General features: G+C 38.4%; 16 protein-coding genes. 8 read left to right on the forward strand and 8 right to left on the reverse strand.

Annotated features, from left to right (window positions below; genetic code table 11):
- The first annotated feature begins 52 nt into the window (after positions 1-52).
- Positions 53-388, forward strand: coding sequence for a DUF3082 domain-containing protein (locus AsFPU1_RS11175; protein ID WP_124970535.1), 336 nt, complete (start codon positions 53-55; stop codon positions 386-388).
- On the opposite strand, the gene AsFPU1_RS11180 is transcribed toward AsFPU1_RS11175, so the two are convergent.
- Together AsFPU1_RS11180 and AsFPU1_RS11185 are read right to left on the reverse strand one after the other, a co-directional pair.
- Positions 385-1,410, reverse strand: a complete 1,026-nt coding sequence (locus AsFPU1_RS11180; protein ID WP_124970538.1) for a helix-turn-helix domain-containing protein — start codon at positions 1,408-1,410, stop codon at positions 385-387. The two genes, AsFPU1_RS11175 and AsFPU1_RS11180, sit on opposite strands and share 4 nt — an antisense overlap.
- Positions 1,411-1,415: 5 nt before the next feature.
- Positions 1,416-2,183: a pseudouridine synthase gene (locus AsFPU1_RS11185; protein ID WP_124970541.1), complete on the reverse strand. Its 768-nt coding sequence runs from the start codon at positions 2,181-2,183 to the stop codon at positions 1,416-1,418.
- 158 nt (positions 2,184-2,341) lie between these two features.
- Between AsFPU1_RS11185 and AsFPU1_RS11190 the strand changes: the two genes are divergently transcribed.
- The 3 genes from AsFPU1_RS11190 (at position 2,342) to AsFPU1_RS11200 (ending at position 4,581) form a co-directional block, all read left to right on the forward strand.
- A complete protein-coding gene (locus tag AsFPU1_RS11190) occupies positions 2,342-3,055 on the forward strand; it encodes an LmeA family phospholipid-binding protein (RefSeq protein ID WP_124970544.1) in 714 nt (237 codons plus the stop codon).
- A gap of 273 nt (positions 3,056-3,328) precedes the next feature.
- Positions 3,329-4,243, forward strand: a complete 915-nt coding sequence (locus AsFPU1_RS11195; RefSeq protein WP_124970547.1) for an ROK family protein — start codon at positions 3,329-3,331, stop codon at positions 4,241-4,243.
- Between the two features lie 122 nt (positions 4,244-4,365).
- Positions 4,366-4,581, forward strand: a complete 216-nt coding sequence (locus tag AsFPU1_RS11200) for a DUF6887 family protein (RefSeq protein WP_124970550.1) — start codon at positions 4,366-4,368, stop codon at positions 4,579-4,581.
- 224 nt (positions 4,582-4,805) lie between these two features.
- Here AsFPU1_RS11200 and AsFPU1_RS22855 read toward each other — a convergent pair whose 3' ends face one another.
- The 6 genes from AsFPU1_RS22855 to nifJ all read right to left on the reverse strand — a co-directional run bounded on the left by AsFPU1_RS22855 (position 4,806) and on the right by nifJ (position 10,741).
- Entirely contained in the window at positions 4,806-5,468 is a 663-nt protein-coding gene (locus tag AsFPU1_RS22855) for a PEP-CTERM sorting domain-containing protein (RefSeq protein ID WP_124970553.1), read from the reverse strand.
- 133 nt (positions 5,469-5,601) lie between these two features.
- Complete coding sequence (locus AsFPU1_RS11210) at positions 5,602-5,898, reverse strand: type II toxin-antitoxin system RelE/ParE family toxin (protein ID WP_124970556.1); 297 nt, start codon at positions 5,896-5,898, stop codon at positions 5,602-5,604.
- Entirely contained in the window at positions 5,883-6,068 is a 186-nt protein-coding gene (locus tag AsFPU1_RS11215; RefSeq protein ID WP_124970559.1) for a hypothetical protein, read from the reverse strand. The genes AsFPU1_RS11210 and AsFPU1_RS11215 overlap by 16 nt, the downstream gene beginning before the upstream one ends.
- 189 nt (positions 6,069-6,257) lie before the next feature.
- Positions 6,258-6,521 carry a type II toxin-antitoxin system HicA family toxin gene (locus AsFPU1_RS11220; RefSeq protein WP_124970562.1) on the reverse strand — a complete coding sequence of 88 codons (264 nt, stop codon included), beginning with the start codon at positions 6,519-6,521 and terminating at the stop codon, positions 6,258-6,260.
- Positions 6,508-7,020, reverse strand: a complete 513-nt coding sequence (locus AsFPU1_RS11225; RefSeq protein ID WP_124970564.1) for a DUF4365 domain-containing protein — start codon at positions 7,018-7,020, stop codon at positions 6,508-6,510. Before AsFPU1_RS11225 ends, AsFPU1_RS11220 begins: the two co-directional genes overlap by 14 nt.
- Before the next feature lie 82 nt (positions 7,021-7,102).
- A complete protein-coding gene (nifJ, locus tag AsFPU1_RS11230) occupies positions 7,103-10,741 on the reverse strand; it encodes a pyruvate:ferredoxin (flavodoxin) oxidoreductase (protein ID WP_124970567.1) in 3,639 nt (1,212 codons plus the stop codon).
- A 356-nt stretch (positions 10,742-11,097) separates the two neighbouring features.
- Here nifJ and AsFPU1_RS23550 point away from each other — a divergent pair, with 356 nt between their 5' ends.
- The 4 genes from AsFPU1_RS23550 (at position 11,098) to AsFPU1_RS11245 (ending at position 12,307) form a co-directional block, all read left to right on the forward strand.
- Positions 11,098-11,271 carry a DUF7149 domain-containing protein gene (locus AsFPU1_RS23550; RefSeq protein WP_438357493.1) on the forward strand — a complete coding sequence of 58 codons (174 nt, stop codon included), beginning with the start codon at positions 11,098-11,100 and terminating at the stop codon, positions 11,269-11,271.
- 74 nt (positions 11,272-11,345) lie between these two features.
- Complete coding sequence (vapB, locus tag AsFPU1_RS11235; RefSeq protein ID WP_227873339.1) at positions 11,346-11,585, forward strand: type II toxin-antitoxin system VapB family antitoxin; 240 nt, start codon at positions 11,346-11,348, stop codon at positions 11,583-11,585.
- Complete coding sequence (locus AsFPU1_RS11240) at positions 11,585-11,971, forward strand: type II toxin-antitoxin system VapC family toxin (RefSeq protein ID WP_124970570.1); 387 nt, start codon at positions 11,585-11,587, stop codon at positions 11,969-11,971. Before vapB ends, AsFPU1_RS11240 begins: the two co-directional genes overlap by 1 nt.
- A 75-nt stretch (positions 11,972-12,046) precedes the next feature.
- On the forward strand, positions 12,047-12,307 hold the full coding sequence (locus tag AsFPU1_RS11245) for a type II toxin-antitoxin system Phd/YefM family antitoxin (protein WP_124970573.1): 261 nt from the start codon (positions 12,047-12,049) through the stop codon (positions 12,305-12,307).
- The last annotated feature ends 239 nt before the right edge of the window (positions 12,308-12,546 follow it).

Here is a 12,546-nt window from a genome sequence, read left to right on the forward strand (position 1 = left end):
ATTGCTGATCTGTTTCAATGTTATAACTCAATGTAAAACTAAAATTAATATAATGACAGATTCATCAGAAAAACCTTCTAGTAGCGATCGCACAGAATCAAAAAAAATAACCCCCTTAAACTGTTTGATCGGTTCTACCCTTTCAGGATCATTGGCGATCGCGCTTTACTCTCTGACTTACTCGATTGTCCATAGTTTTACTGCTAAACCTCTCACGTCTGATAATCCTTTGGTACTAAGAATTGGTTCTTTAGTCAGAACATTAGTCATGGGAGTATCTTCCTTAGCTACTTTTGTCTGTGCTTTTATCGCAGGTGGATTAATTTTATTAGCCATTCAATTATGGTTACAGAAAACTCCGGTTTCATCGGATAAAATGGAAAATTAATCAGGTTTAGGTGTATTTTTGAAGGTTTTTGGAGATTGATAGGTAATCCTTTTTGCTTCTCCGAGTTTACCTAAGCGTTGAGGGGGTTCCTCATTAAATTTAACAATTATTAGACCAGCATTATCAACATCAAGGGTGAGGGTTTTTTGGGCCATCCAATTTTGTTGAGTTTCAGTCTCAAGAACCCCTTGAAAAACGGTTTTTCCATCAGCAACAATTTTTAATGAGGATTTACCTCTAATCTGGAGATTAACCCTAACAGGTTTTTGCCCTGTCTGTGAAGGAATAACAGGAGTCGGAGAAGCTTGTACCGGAAGCGAAGGAACAGACGAAGGTGGGACAACTTCCTTTAACCTCATCTCAAAAGCAGAACGTTTAAGACTATTAGAAATCCCTTGTACTGATAAAATAACAATAATAATATACAAAAAATATAGATGGAGGGGGCGAAGTTGAAGACCAGGTAAACCTAGATTAAAACGACTTGATGGAGAGGATTTGAGGACAATATCCGTAGGGAAACGATAGGCCAAGGTGGCCCCATCTAATCCCAGAAAATCCGCAAATTTTTTAATTAATCCCCTAGTATAAATAGCTTCAGGTAAATCCTCTAAACGTCCTTTTTCAATCGCTTGTAATAACCCCACCGAGATCCGAGTTTCTATGGCGATTTCCTCAAGAGATAAGCGATGTTCTCGACGCACTTGATATAATTCTCGACCAATATCAGCTAAAATTTCTTGTTGAAGTTGACGGGGATCATAAGAAGGTTTTTTGCGTCTGGGTAATTTAGCCCATAATTGCTTGAGAAATTTGAGGGATAAACGAGGAGATAGTTTGATTTTTGGGAGATTTTCTGGTTCTTTTTCAGTATGATTAACCGGTAGGGAGTGATTTAATAACAATTTAGCCCATAACTTCTGTAACTGACTTCTTTCCTCAGATGAAGAATGGCCAAGATAATCTAACGACCTATTAGACTGGGATTGAGAGGAATTAAGGGGGGGTTTTTGGCTAGACATATCTATTAAATCAGCTTACCTTGCGTTTCAGTGATGAGATTAGCAGATTGCTTGAGAAAATCAATTTCTGAAGGGGTAAGTAAGCGATACTGACCACTGAATAAATTAGGTTGATGCAACGTTAGGGAACTGATAGCACTTCGATGTAGTCTCAGGACACTAAAGCCAAGCTGTTCAACAATACGGCGAATTTGACGGTTTTTTCCTTCAGTAAGAATCACTTGTAAATGAGTATGTTCAGGAGAACGGGTGATTACCTTAACTTCAGCAGGTAAGGTATTTTTGCCCATTAGCATAACACCTTCACGCCATTGTTGTAACTCTGTTTCTGTGGGATCACCTTCTATCGTGACTTGATAGGTTTTGGATAAATGGTAACGGGGATGGGTTAACTTTAAGGTAAGTTCTCCGTCATTAGTTAAGAGTAGGGCCCCCGTTGTATTAAAATCAAGACGACCGACAGGATGAATTCCCATTCTATAGCTTAATTCTTGGGGAAGTAATTCTAAAACTGTAGGTCGGTTTTGGGGATCACTACAGGTAGAGACAACCCCGGCCGGTTTATGAAGGAGAATATATATTAATTGGGGTCTTTCGAGGGGTTGAATGACTTTTCCGTCTACTTCTAAGCGATCTCTTTGGGGATCAGCTTTATCTCCTAATTGTACCACCTGACCATTGAGTTTAACTCTCCCTGCCAAAATTAAGGCCTCAGCGTGACGACGAGAAGCTATTCCCCACTGGGATAAAATTTTTTGTACTCTTTCTATCATAAGGCCGCCTTGACGTTGCCATGGGAAATAATTTCTTAAGAAGCATATAAGATTTTCTATGCACTACTTTTGAAATCTTCTTCTACACTAAACTAATTATCAACAAATATCCCCTAGACCGATCACCCTCGTTATCATTATTTAGGAAATCAAGCAAAATGTGGATTACTCAATCTAGTAACCTGATCAGTAAATTTCTCTCTCCTGCGGTGCAACTGTGGTTACGTTCTCAAGTTGATCAGGTAGAAACACTTCAGATTAAAATTCAAGGCAGCGATCGCCAAATTCTGGGAGGTTATCTTCCTGGGGTTCTCCTCAATAGCGATCGCGCTATTTATCAAGGGTTACATCTGGGACAAGTCCAATTGACAGGGGAAAATATTCGCATTAACATCGGTCAAGTGCTTAAAGGTAAACCTTTGCAGTTACTCGAAGCAATTCGCATCTCAGGGGAAATACACTTAAGTGCGACGGATTTACAAGCGTCTCTCCCCTCTGCTTTATTAGCTGATGGATTTAAGGAACTTTTAATTAGTTTACTCGAACATCAGCAAGTTAGTGATCCGGTTCAACAGTTGAATGCTTATGAAATTACTTGGCACTCCGCCAGTTTAGCCGAATCTTGTTTTATTTTACAAGGTGTCCTGACTCATGATCAAGTAACCAGTGATCTAAAAATTCAAGCTAACTTAGAATTAATTAGCCCTCAACTCTTAAAACTATCTTCTGTTACGATTGAAGGAATGCCCGAATGTGATAAATATTGTTTGGAAGAATTACAAGTTGATCTCGGTTCTGATGTTGCTATTAATACCTTTAAGGTAGAAGCTGATAAAATTGTTTGTCAGGGAGAATTATTAATTCGTCCTTAACATAATGAACAGTTAATAGTTATCAAATAATTGTCTGCCCGTCACAGGCAAGATGCGGTGTGCCACAAATGTTTATAGTAATTGGTATTATAAGCTCGCGCAGGCGAGCTTTGTTTCTCTAGCTCAACCCTTTAGGGTTTGAGTTCTTCAAGTAAAAATCATTTGATAATGGTTAGTAAAATAAAAAAATAATTCAGTTAAATAGTTTAATTTTTGCTATAATATTTACGGAAAAATTATGAAATTAAAGCTAAAAGAAAGTACCTAATTGATATGAAAAATTCATCAGTTATTGGAATTGACTTAGGGGGAACAGCCATCAAGTTAGGCCGGTTTCTTGAGGATGGCACTTGTATTAATAAGCTTACCCTGGCCACACCTCAACCAGCTACTCCAGAAGCGGTACTAAAAGAAATAGTTCAAGGAATTAAACAAATAAACCCATCTCAAGACTGTGTAGCTTTGGGAGTGGGAACACCCGGCCCTGTGGATGCTACCGGAAGAATTGCTAAAATAGCGATTAATCTATCAGGATGGGAAAATATCCCCTTAGCTGACTGTTTAGAACAAGAAACAGGACTCCCTGCTACTATAGCCAATGATGCTAATTGTGCGGGGTTGGGAGAAGCTTGGTTAGGGGCCGGAAAACCTTTCAAAAATTTGATTTTATTAACCCTCGGAACGGGTGTAGGGGGGGCGATTATTCTCGATGGCCATCTATTTACAGGTCATTTAGGGGCCGCAGGAGAATTAGGCTTAATTACCTTAAATTTTGATGGGCCGCCCTGTAATAGTGGAAATCAAGGCTCTTTAGAACAATATGCCTCAGCTACCGCCATTCGTCGCATGATGGGACAAGAACCCGCCGAATTAGGCAAATTAGCAGCCCAAGGCAACAAAAAAGCTTTAGACTTTTGGCAAGACTATGGCCGACTTTTAGGGGCGGGATTAAGCACTTTAATCTACATTTTAACACCAGAAGCTATCCTAATTGGGGGGGGAGTCAGTGGCAGTACAGAATTTTTCTTTCCGGCAACTTTGGCCGAAATTGAAAGGCGAGTTTTAGCCAGTTCTCGTCAAGGTTTACAATTATTACCGGCCCAATTAGGCAATCAAGCAGGTATGATCGGAGCAGCCAAATTAGCTTGGGAATTAGTAGGAAAAGATGCTCTCCCGTACCTGTGGTGATAAGTAAAGCTTATAATTCGTAGAATGGGTTAGACGTGGCAAAGAACAAATTTTTTGTTCATTTTAGCAGGAGATCAAGAAGATATTGAAATAGAAGTTACACCCATTGGGGAGGTTATTTAATGAGTGAAATTAATTATGCTGCGATGTCTGATGAAGCGTTAAGAGAATATTTTCTTAAGCATCGGGATGATGAGTCAGCGTTTCAAGCTTATTTAGAGAGACGCAGAAGTCATCCTAGACAGGTAATTACAAAAGTAGGTGATCCTGATTTTGATCTTAAGATAGAAAGGGCAATTGAGCAAAAGTTACAAGCTCGTAAACATTCTAATTCATAAACGATATTGTAGGTTGGGTTAAACGAAGTACAACCCAACCAATAGATGTAAAAGACAAGAAAGGTTATGTTGGGTTTCGTCCCTCAACCCAACCTACACTCGTCTACGTCCTTGTAGGGGTCAACGGCCGTTGACCCCTACAAAACAAACAAAGGTTGTCTACGCAACCCAGAATCGATTCCGCGAAGGCGGACTTAGTTTTCATAGAATAAGGCTGTAGCCTTTTATTTCTTCTTAGTTTTACTTAATTCACGTTTGAAGCCTCTTCCAAAGGCTACTGCTGTTGCTGCTCCGAGAATAGTTAAAGGCTCAGGTACTGCACCACTGTTATAAACGGCATAAAGACCTTGTCCTGAAGAAGATATAAGTACCTCTTGGGCAGGAGATAAACTAAGATCGGTAATTGAGTTTCCATTATTCTGATAAAGAGAGGAAACACCATGAAAAATAGGGTGAGTGCTACTAATCGTTTGATTTCCTATAATAAGGTTATATGTGGAGGCAAATTGTAAACCAAAAGCATTAAGAAAAGTATTCCAATTGGCTGCTTCACCTACTGCTCCACCAACTCCTGTACCAGCCATAAGGTAAACGTTCCCTCCAGCATTAACGTAATTAATTAATACGTTTTGATCAACTGAAGGAGGGGTTCCTAAGAAAATACCATCATAGGTTGATAAGGTGGCCACATCAAAAGTAATACTAGTACCTGTTGTCCAAGTATGACCGGCTTTGGATTGACGTAGAATAAGAGAATCAGCGCGTATGGGTTCAAGAGACAGTTCTTTAGGACTTAATTCGACTAATTCGACGGGTTCACCTAATAACCAAGTAGCGATATCGATAGAAAATTCTTCAACAATGAATTTACAAATGTTGTCATACATAGTTTTACATTAATAATGGGGTAAGTCCTTAAAACCCACCCTAAATCTATCACCACTTAACCAGGTGCGTTACATTATCATTAACGCACCCTAAACTCGTCGGCGATCGCTACACTCGTCAGCGATCGCATTATCATAATTCTAAACTTTCTCTTGATGAGTGCCAAAATCTAGCGATGCTAATCTGTTTTTTAGATTGTTCAACTCGGTAAATAATGCGATAAGGTTTAAGAATTAATTGACGTAGGTTAGGATCATTAAATTCAGGTACTATTTGACCTCTTAATGGAAATTGGCTTAATTCTTTGGCTTTACTGAGTAATTGTTGACCTATTTTTTTTGCTGCTTCAGGATTATTGATAGCAATATACCTAACAATTTTTTCTAAATCATTAACTGCTTTGGGGGAAAGAATTACTTGGTAGTCCATGAATCTATCATTTTTTCAACGTCTTCTAGGGGAATACCTTTTCCTTGGTCAATTTGGTCAAGTCCTTCTTGAACTGATGCAATAAATTCGATTTCTTGAGCAATTTCTCGTAAGGATACATCTGAGGGTAAGCGTTTTACCAGTTCAATGACAGCTTCTTTGTTACTCATCGTAATTTACACATTAGGTAACAGTATATTATTGATTGTAGCATTAGCTTCAGAAAAAGGAGAATTAAATTGTTGAAATGACTTGATGAGGTGCCGTACTTTGCCCATTCTACAAGATCAGCGATCGCACTTGAGGAGGTGCGTTACATTATCATTAACGCACCCTACAAGAAAGCTACATAATTCACACTATTTTGTACTAAAGCTTAAGCTATTCTCTAAAAAAGTTTCAAAATCTAATTTATTCATAATATTGAATTCATCAAGAATACGAGCAATAGCAGCTATATGAGTAGGACTAACTTCTTGATTTTCTGAATAGTCAGGCAAAATAATTAAAGCACCTGATGGATGTTCAAATACTTTTTGAGTGCCTTCTGTTGATAAGGATATAAAGTTTAAACTTAAAATTACTTTCTCTAGTTCACGGTATCGAATTTTAGGATAATTCATGTTTGATAACTCCTCTTATTTGTTTGAGTATATTGTTTTTATATTTAGCAAATTCATTAATAGTTTCTTGGGTTAAAATATTAATTTTCGGAATATAAACAGTTACATTATTTCCTGTTTTAGATGGATCAAAGTTGGGTAAAGCTTCAAAATAAGCTTGTAAATATAACCAATAAGCACAGTCGGATAAAGCATCATAAATAATAAGAATACACGGCATTGGTTCATTAAGCCATAATTCTAAATCTGATGATTTAAGGGAGAACAAAATTGTCTCCTTATCTGAACTAATTTTAATAGAGTCAGTCGCTTTAACTTGTAAATAAACTTGACCATTTTCAATTTCTCCTTTTTCATTATAAGTAAAAAGAATTAAATCATATCCATAATCATACTCAACTCTTTCAACAGAATAACCACATAAGAAAATCAACCTTTCTACATAATTAACACTTAAGTCAGCAATAATATGGTTTCTGGGTCGTTGCTTTTTGGTCATTTACGAAAGATTGATGATACTTGATGTATTATAGCTTAAAAAGCAGGGTGAGTCATGAAAACCCACCCTAAACCATCACTAACTAGACCTCACTAACTGAACTTTCAGACTCAATATTCCCTTTATCATGTCCATTGCCGTTACCAGTTTCTACCTGCCTTGCCGCTAAATATTGATACATTTTCCAACGGGTATTAACATCTTCTTGGGCTTGTTTTAGCAGTTGTTTAGCTACCTCTGGTTTACTTCTTGCTAACATTTTAAAACGGTTTTCTTGATACATTATCCGTTCAATAGGAAGCTTAGGAGTACGCATATCTAACTGTAAGGGGTTCTTTCCTTCTTCTACTAAGTCGGGATGATAGCGATACAATAACAACCGTCCCGTATCTACTAAGTCCTTCTGATGAGTCATAGCAGTAGTCATATCGATACCGTGAGCGATACAGTGAGAATAAGCGATAATCACGGATACCCCTTCATAAGCTTCTGCTTCCATGAATGCTTTGATGGTCTGTTCATTCTTTGCACCCATGGCCACACTGGCTACATAGACGTTACCGTAGGTCATGGCCATTAACCCTAAGTCTTTCTTAGCTGAACGTTTACCCCCTGACGCATATTTGGCTACAGCAGCGCGGGGAGTCGATTTAGAGGCTTGTCCCCCCGTGTTAGAATAGACTTCCGTATCCAAGATCAAAATGTTGACGTTGCGACCACTGGCGAATACATGGTCTAACCCACCATACCCAATATCATAGGCCCAACCGTCACCCCCAATAATCCAAACACTCTTGTACACTAAATAGTCGGCTAAAGACTGTAACATGGTCACTTTAGCTTGCACAGACTCATCTAAGTTACTATTGTTTAACTCTGCTAACCGTTGCTTGAGTATAGCGACTCGTTCCCGTTGTTCAAAGATGTCTGCTTCGTCTCGTTGTTGCGCGTTCAATAACTCTAGCGCTAGAGTTTCTCCGATATCAGATGCTAAGGTTTTCACTAACTCAGCAGCAAACTCTGCTTGTTTATCAATGGAAACCCGAAACCCTAGCCCAAATTCTGCGTTATCTTCAAATAAGGAATTAGACCATGCTGGCCCCCGTCCTTCCTGGTTATATGTCCAAGGAGTAGTAGGTAAGTTCCCCCCGTATATAGAAGAACATCCCGTCGCATTGGCCACTACCATGCGATCGCCGAATAGTTGAGTCGCTAATTTAATATAGGGTGTTTCTCCACATCCTGCACAGGCCCCAGAGAACTCAAACAAAGGTTCTTGCATCTGTTGATGACTAATTTTATTGAGTTTCAAAGTGTTACGATCTGGGTTAGGAATAGATAGGAAATAGTCCCAGTTGGCCCGTTCTTGTTCCCGTATAGGCAACTGTGGGGCCATATTGATGGCTTTTAGTTTGGGTTGAGATTTATTTTTTGCCGGACAAACATCTACACAAATACCGCAACCTGTACAGTCTTCAGCGGCCACTTGAATAGTAAATTTTAGATTGGTTTTCTTCCAGTCTAAATCTTTGGCCTCTGTACTTTTGAAGGTTTCGGGGGCATTAGTTAGGGCCGCTTCTTCATATACTTTAGACCGGATGACTCCATGAGGACAAACTAAAACACATTTACCACATTGTACACAGACATCTGTATCCCAAACGGGTATTTCTTGGGTAACGTTGCGCTTCTCCCATTTTGCGGTTCCACTGGGATAGGTTCCATCACAGGGTAATGCACTAACGGGGATGTCGTCTCCTTGACGGGATAGCATTTTCCCTAGTACATCTCGAATGAATGCGGGGGCCCGGTCAGGAATAGGCGGTTGAATGTCGCTTGCGTCGTTATCTACCGCAGTCGGTATAGTTATTTGATGGAGATGGTCTAAGGAAGCGTCAACGGCTTTCATATTCATTTGAACGATATCTTCGCCTTTTTTGCCATAAGTCTTACGGATTGCTTTTTTAATCTGTTCTATGGCTTCATCTCTTGGTAATACTCCTGATAGCGCAAAGAAACAGACTTGCATGACTGTATTTATTCGTCCTCCCATTCCTGCATCTTGGGCTACCTGGAAGGCGTTGATGGCATAAACTTTGAGGTTTTTCTTAATAATTTGCTCTTGGAGAGGACGGGGGAAATGATGCCATATTTCATCGGGTTTGTAGGGACTATTTAATAATAAAGTGGCCCCGTCGATGGCAGTGTCTAAGAGATCAAATTTTTCCACAAACTCCCATTGATGACTGGCGACAAAATTAGCTTTAGTCACTAAGTAGGTAGACAGAATGGGGTTAGGTCCAAAACGAAGGTGAGAGACAGTTACAGATCCAGATTTTTTAGAATCGTATACAAAATATCCTTGGGCATAGTTGTCTGTTTCTTCTCCAATAATTTTGATGGAGTTTTTATTAGCCCCGACGGTTCCATCTGATCCTAAACCATAAAATATTGCTCTGACGACGTTATCAGGTTCAGTAGAAAAATTGGGATCGTAAGTTAAGCTGGTATGGCTTATATCATCGTTGATACCAATAGTAAAGTGATTTTTGGGAGTAGCTAAAGCTAAGTTATCAAAGACTCCTTTAACCATTGCGGAGGTAAATTCTTTAGAAGATAGTCCATATCTTCCCCCAACAATTTTAGGTAGGGGCAGATCATGAAATTCTTCTACAAAGGCTGTTACTACATCTAAATATAAGGGTTCTCCCCCTGCCCCTGGTTCTTTAGTGCGGTCTAATACGGCTACTTTTTTGACGGTTTTAGGTAAAGCTTCAATCAATTTTGTTGCTTCAAAGGGACGATATAAACGGACTTTTAAGACTCCTACTTTTTCTCCTTGGTTTAATAAGTAGTCAACGGTTTCTTGAACCGTTTCACATCCAGAACCCATTAAAATAATCACTCTTTCTGCTTCAGGATCACCATGATAATCAAATAAGTGATATTGTCGCCCCGTCAGTTGAGCAAACTTATCCATTGCTTTCTGTAAAATTTCGGGATAAGCTGTATAAAATGGGTTAACTGTTTCTCTGGCTTGGAAGTAGACATCAGGGTTTTGGGCAGTACCTCGAATGATGGGGCGATCAGGGGTTAAAGCCCGTTCACGGTGGGCGATCACCCATTCATCTTTGATCAGCGATCGCAATACCGTATCCTCCAATAACTCGACTTTCTGCACTTCATGGGAAGTCCGAAAACCGTCAAAAAAGTGCATTCCAGGTATTCTCGACTCAAAACTCGCCGCCGTGGTGATAGCGGCAAAATCTTGGGCTTCTTGCACCGATGCAGAACTGATGAGGGCGAACCCTGTACTACGGGCGGACATTACGTCTGCATGATCGCCGAAAATAGACAACCCTTGGGCAGCCAGCGATCGCGCGGCGACATGGAGTACCATTGAGGTGAGTTCCCCTGCTATTTTGTACAGGTTGGGCAACATCAATAATAAGCCCTGAGAGGCGGTAAAAGTGGTCGTTAATGACCCCGTTTGCAATGATCCGTGAATGGCACCGGCAGCCCCTCCTTCGCTTTGCATTTCCACCACAGAGGGGACCGTTCCCCAGAGGTTCGTCCGTCCTTCTGAGGCCCAAGCATCAGCCCATTCTCCCATCGGTGAGGAGGGGGTGATGGGATAGATGGCGATCACTTCATTGAGACGATAGGCAACTCTGGCAACGGCTTCGTTTCCATCAATTGTAGCGTAGGTTTTGGTACTCATAGTGTTCTCTTTAGTTGGGCGATCGTCAATGACAAGGGTAATTTTTTGTTACAAACTATTGACAAATTCTTGAATAAACGTCCGAAAATGACTTATTCTATTGGAGCAAGTAAGGCAACTTCATTGTTGTTTTTTAGGCTTATTTGACTTCTTCTTTTATGATCGAACATAATTAAAGAGAAGGGACAATTTATTATCTTTTTTTAAGACATTTAATTAAAAGATTGATTTTGTTATAATATAATCAAGTAATAGCCAAATTTAAAAGGAGTAAAAATAATGGATAATTCCAGTAATAAATCTATCACTGAAAAGACAACGGAAGATGATCGAGAATTTTGCGAAGATGAAATACCTTGGAATTTCATAAAAATCTGATTAGTGATTTTCTTAAGCAGACTTATTATCAGTCTCAACATTTTATTAATACTAAAAATGGAAGGATACGGAGAATAATGAGACATAAAATCTTGTTAGATACAGGACCTTTAGTTGCCTTTTTACAACCTCAAGATAGGTTTCATATATAAACTAAGTGAATATGTTATACTTTTTCTTGAGGTTAAGACCCATAAAAACTATTAATTAGAATTAAAAAGTAGTCATGATGAGTACCGATACAGCCTTATGGAATATTGTTGAAAATATGCCTGATTCTCTGAAAATTGAGCTTTTACAATATGCTGAATATTTAATGACTAAATCCTCAAACCTGCAACGAGAAAAAAAAAGTGAGGAGATAACAAATAAAAAAGGTTTAGCGGGTTCAATGAAAGGTACTTTCGTTTTACCGTTATCTGAGGATTTTGATGAACCGTTAGAAGATTTTGAGGATTATATGTAATGAGTAATGTTTTAATAGATACTCATGTTTTTATTTGGTTAGCGGAGAATGATTCTAGTTTACCTGTTGCCATCAAAGATTATCTAGAAAATACAGAAAATGTGTTTGTCAGTGTTGCTAGTTTTTGGGAAATATCTATTAAAGTTAAAATTGGTAAACTTGCTTTAAGTTGTGATTTTAATGACATAGAAACTCGTTTTTTAGATACTCGATTCAAGTTGTTATCTATTACTTTAAAAGATACTATTAAGCTTTACGATTTACCTTTACATCATAAAGATCCTTTTGACCGTATTTTAATTGCTCAATCGATTAATAATTCTTTAGTTTTAGTTAGTCGAGATCAAATTTTTGACAATTATTCTATTCACCGTTTCTGGTTATAAACTCTCAAGGAAGTGTATGAGTAAAAATTGTTATAATGGAAAGTCCTGTAACAAAATAAGGGAGAATAAAACCTAATGAGTTCGTTAGAAATACGCACACAAATTAATCAAAAAATATCTAATTTATCCCAAGAACAACTTATTGATAAAGTTATTCTTTACTCAGAACCAACTATATTATGTAATGAGCAAGGAAAACAAGCAGTTTTGATGTCTTTAGATGAATTTAATTCTTGGCAAGAAACCTTATATTTATCATCAAATCCTGCTAATATAGAACATCTACAAAAATCAATTCTACAAGCGAATGCAGGGCAAAAAACGTTAGAGAGTTAATAGATGAATGAAAATAACCTGATTCTACCGAACTTGTTATTTTAAATCAACGTATACACCACAGACCTTATGTCTGATACTATAGAAACGAAGCCTCCCTTCAGAGGCTAAATTAAACCCGCGTAGATGGGTTTTGTCTTTATAGCTTAACCCTTCAGGGTTTAAGCTTATAGTTTTTGTCGATTTCATTATCAGAAATGATAAATCAAGTAATCGACATTTTTACAATATCCTCTGGT

The organism is Aphanothece sacrum FPU1 (assembly GCF_003864295.1).
In the GTDB taxonomy this organism is placed as follows: domain Bacteria; phylum Cyanobacteriota; class Cyanobacteriia; order Cyanobacteriales; family Microcystaceae; genus Aphanothece_B; species Aphanothece_B sacrum.

Bases quoted from the DNA above. Each gene is read 5' to 3' on its own strand.
- AsFPU1_RS11215 (WP_124970559.1), bottom strand. From the start codon at position 6,068: ATGAGTAACAAAGAAGCTGTCATTGAACTGGTAAAACGCTTACCCTCA.
- AsFPU1_RS11220 (WP_124970562.1), bottom strand. From the start codon at position 6,521: ATGAATTATCCTAAAATTCGATACCGTGAACTAGAGAAAGTAATTTTA.
- vapB (WP_227873339.1), top strand. From the start codon at position 11,346: ATGATGAGTACCGATACAGCCTTATGGAATATTGTTGAAAATATGCCT.
- AsFPU1_RS11240 (WP_124970570.1), top strand. From the start codon at position 11,585: ATGAGTAATGTTTTAATAGATACTCATGTTTTTATTTGGTTAGCGGAG.
- AsFPU1_RS11185 (WP_124970541.1), bottom strand. From the start codon at position 2,183: ATGATAGAAAGAGTACAAAAAATTTTATCCCAGTGGGGAATAGCTTCT.
- AsFPU1_RS11175 (WP_124970535.1), top strand. From the start codon at position 53: ATGACAGATTCATCAGAAAAACCTTCTAGTAGCGATCGCACAGAATCA.
- AsFPU1_RS22855 (WP_124970553.1), bottom strand. From the start codon at position 5,468: ATGTATGACAACATTTGTAAATTCATTGTTGAAGAATTTTCTATCGAT.
- AsFPU1_RS11180 (WP_124970538.1), bottom strand. From the start codon at position 1,410: ATGTCTAGCCAAAAACCCCCCCTTAATTCCTCTCAATCCCAGTCTAAT.
- nifJ (WP_124970567.1), bottom strand. From the start codon at position 10,741: ATGAGTACCAAAACCTACGCTACAATTGATGGAAACGAAGCCGTTGCC.
- AsFPU1_RS11195 (WP_124970547.1), top strand. From the start codon at position 3,329: ATGAAAAATTCATCAGTTATTGGAATTGACTTAGGGGGAACAGCCATC.
- AsFPU1_RS11200 (WP_124970550.1), top strand. From the start codon at position 4,366: ATGAGTGAAATTAATTATGCTGCGATGTCTGATGAAGCGTTAAGAGAA.
- AsFPU1_RS11190 (WP_124970544.1), top strand. From the start codon at position 2,342: ATGTGGATTACTCAATCTAGTAACCTGATCAGTAAATTTCTCTCTCCT.
- AsFPU1_RS11245 (WP_124970573.1), top strand. From the start codon at position 12,047: ATGAGTTCGTTAGAAATACGCACACAAATTAATCAAAAAATATCTAAT.
- AsFPU1_RS11210 (WP_124970556.1), bottom strand. From the start codon at position 5,898: ATGGACTACCAAGTAATTCTTTCCCCCAAAGCAGTTAATGATTTAGAA.
- AsFPU1_RS11225 (WP_124970564.1), bottom strand. From the start codon at position 7,020: ATGACCAAAAAGCAACGACCCAGAAACCATATTATTGCTGACTTAAGT.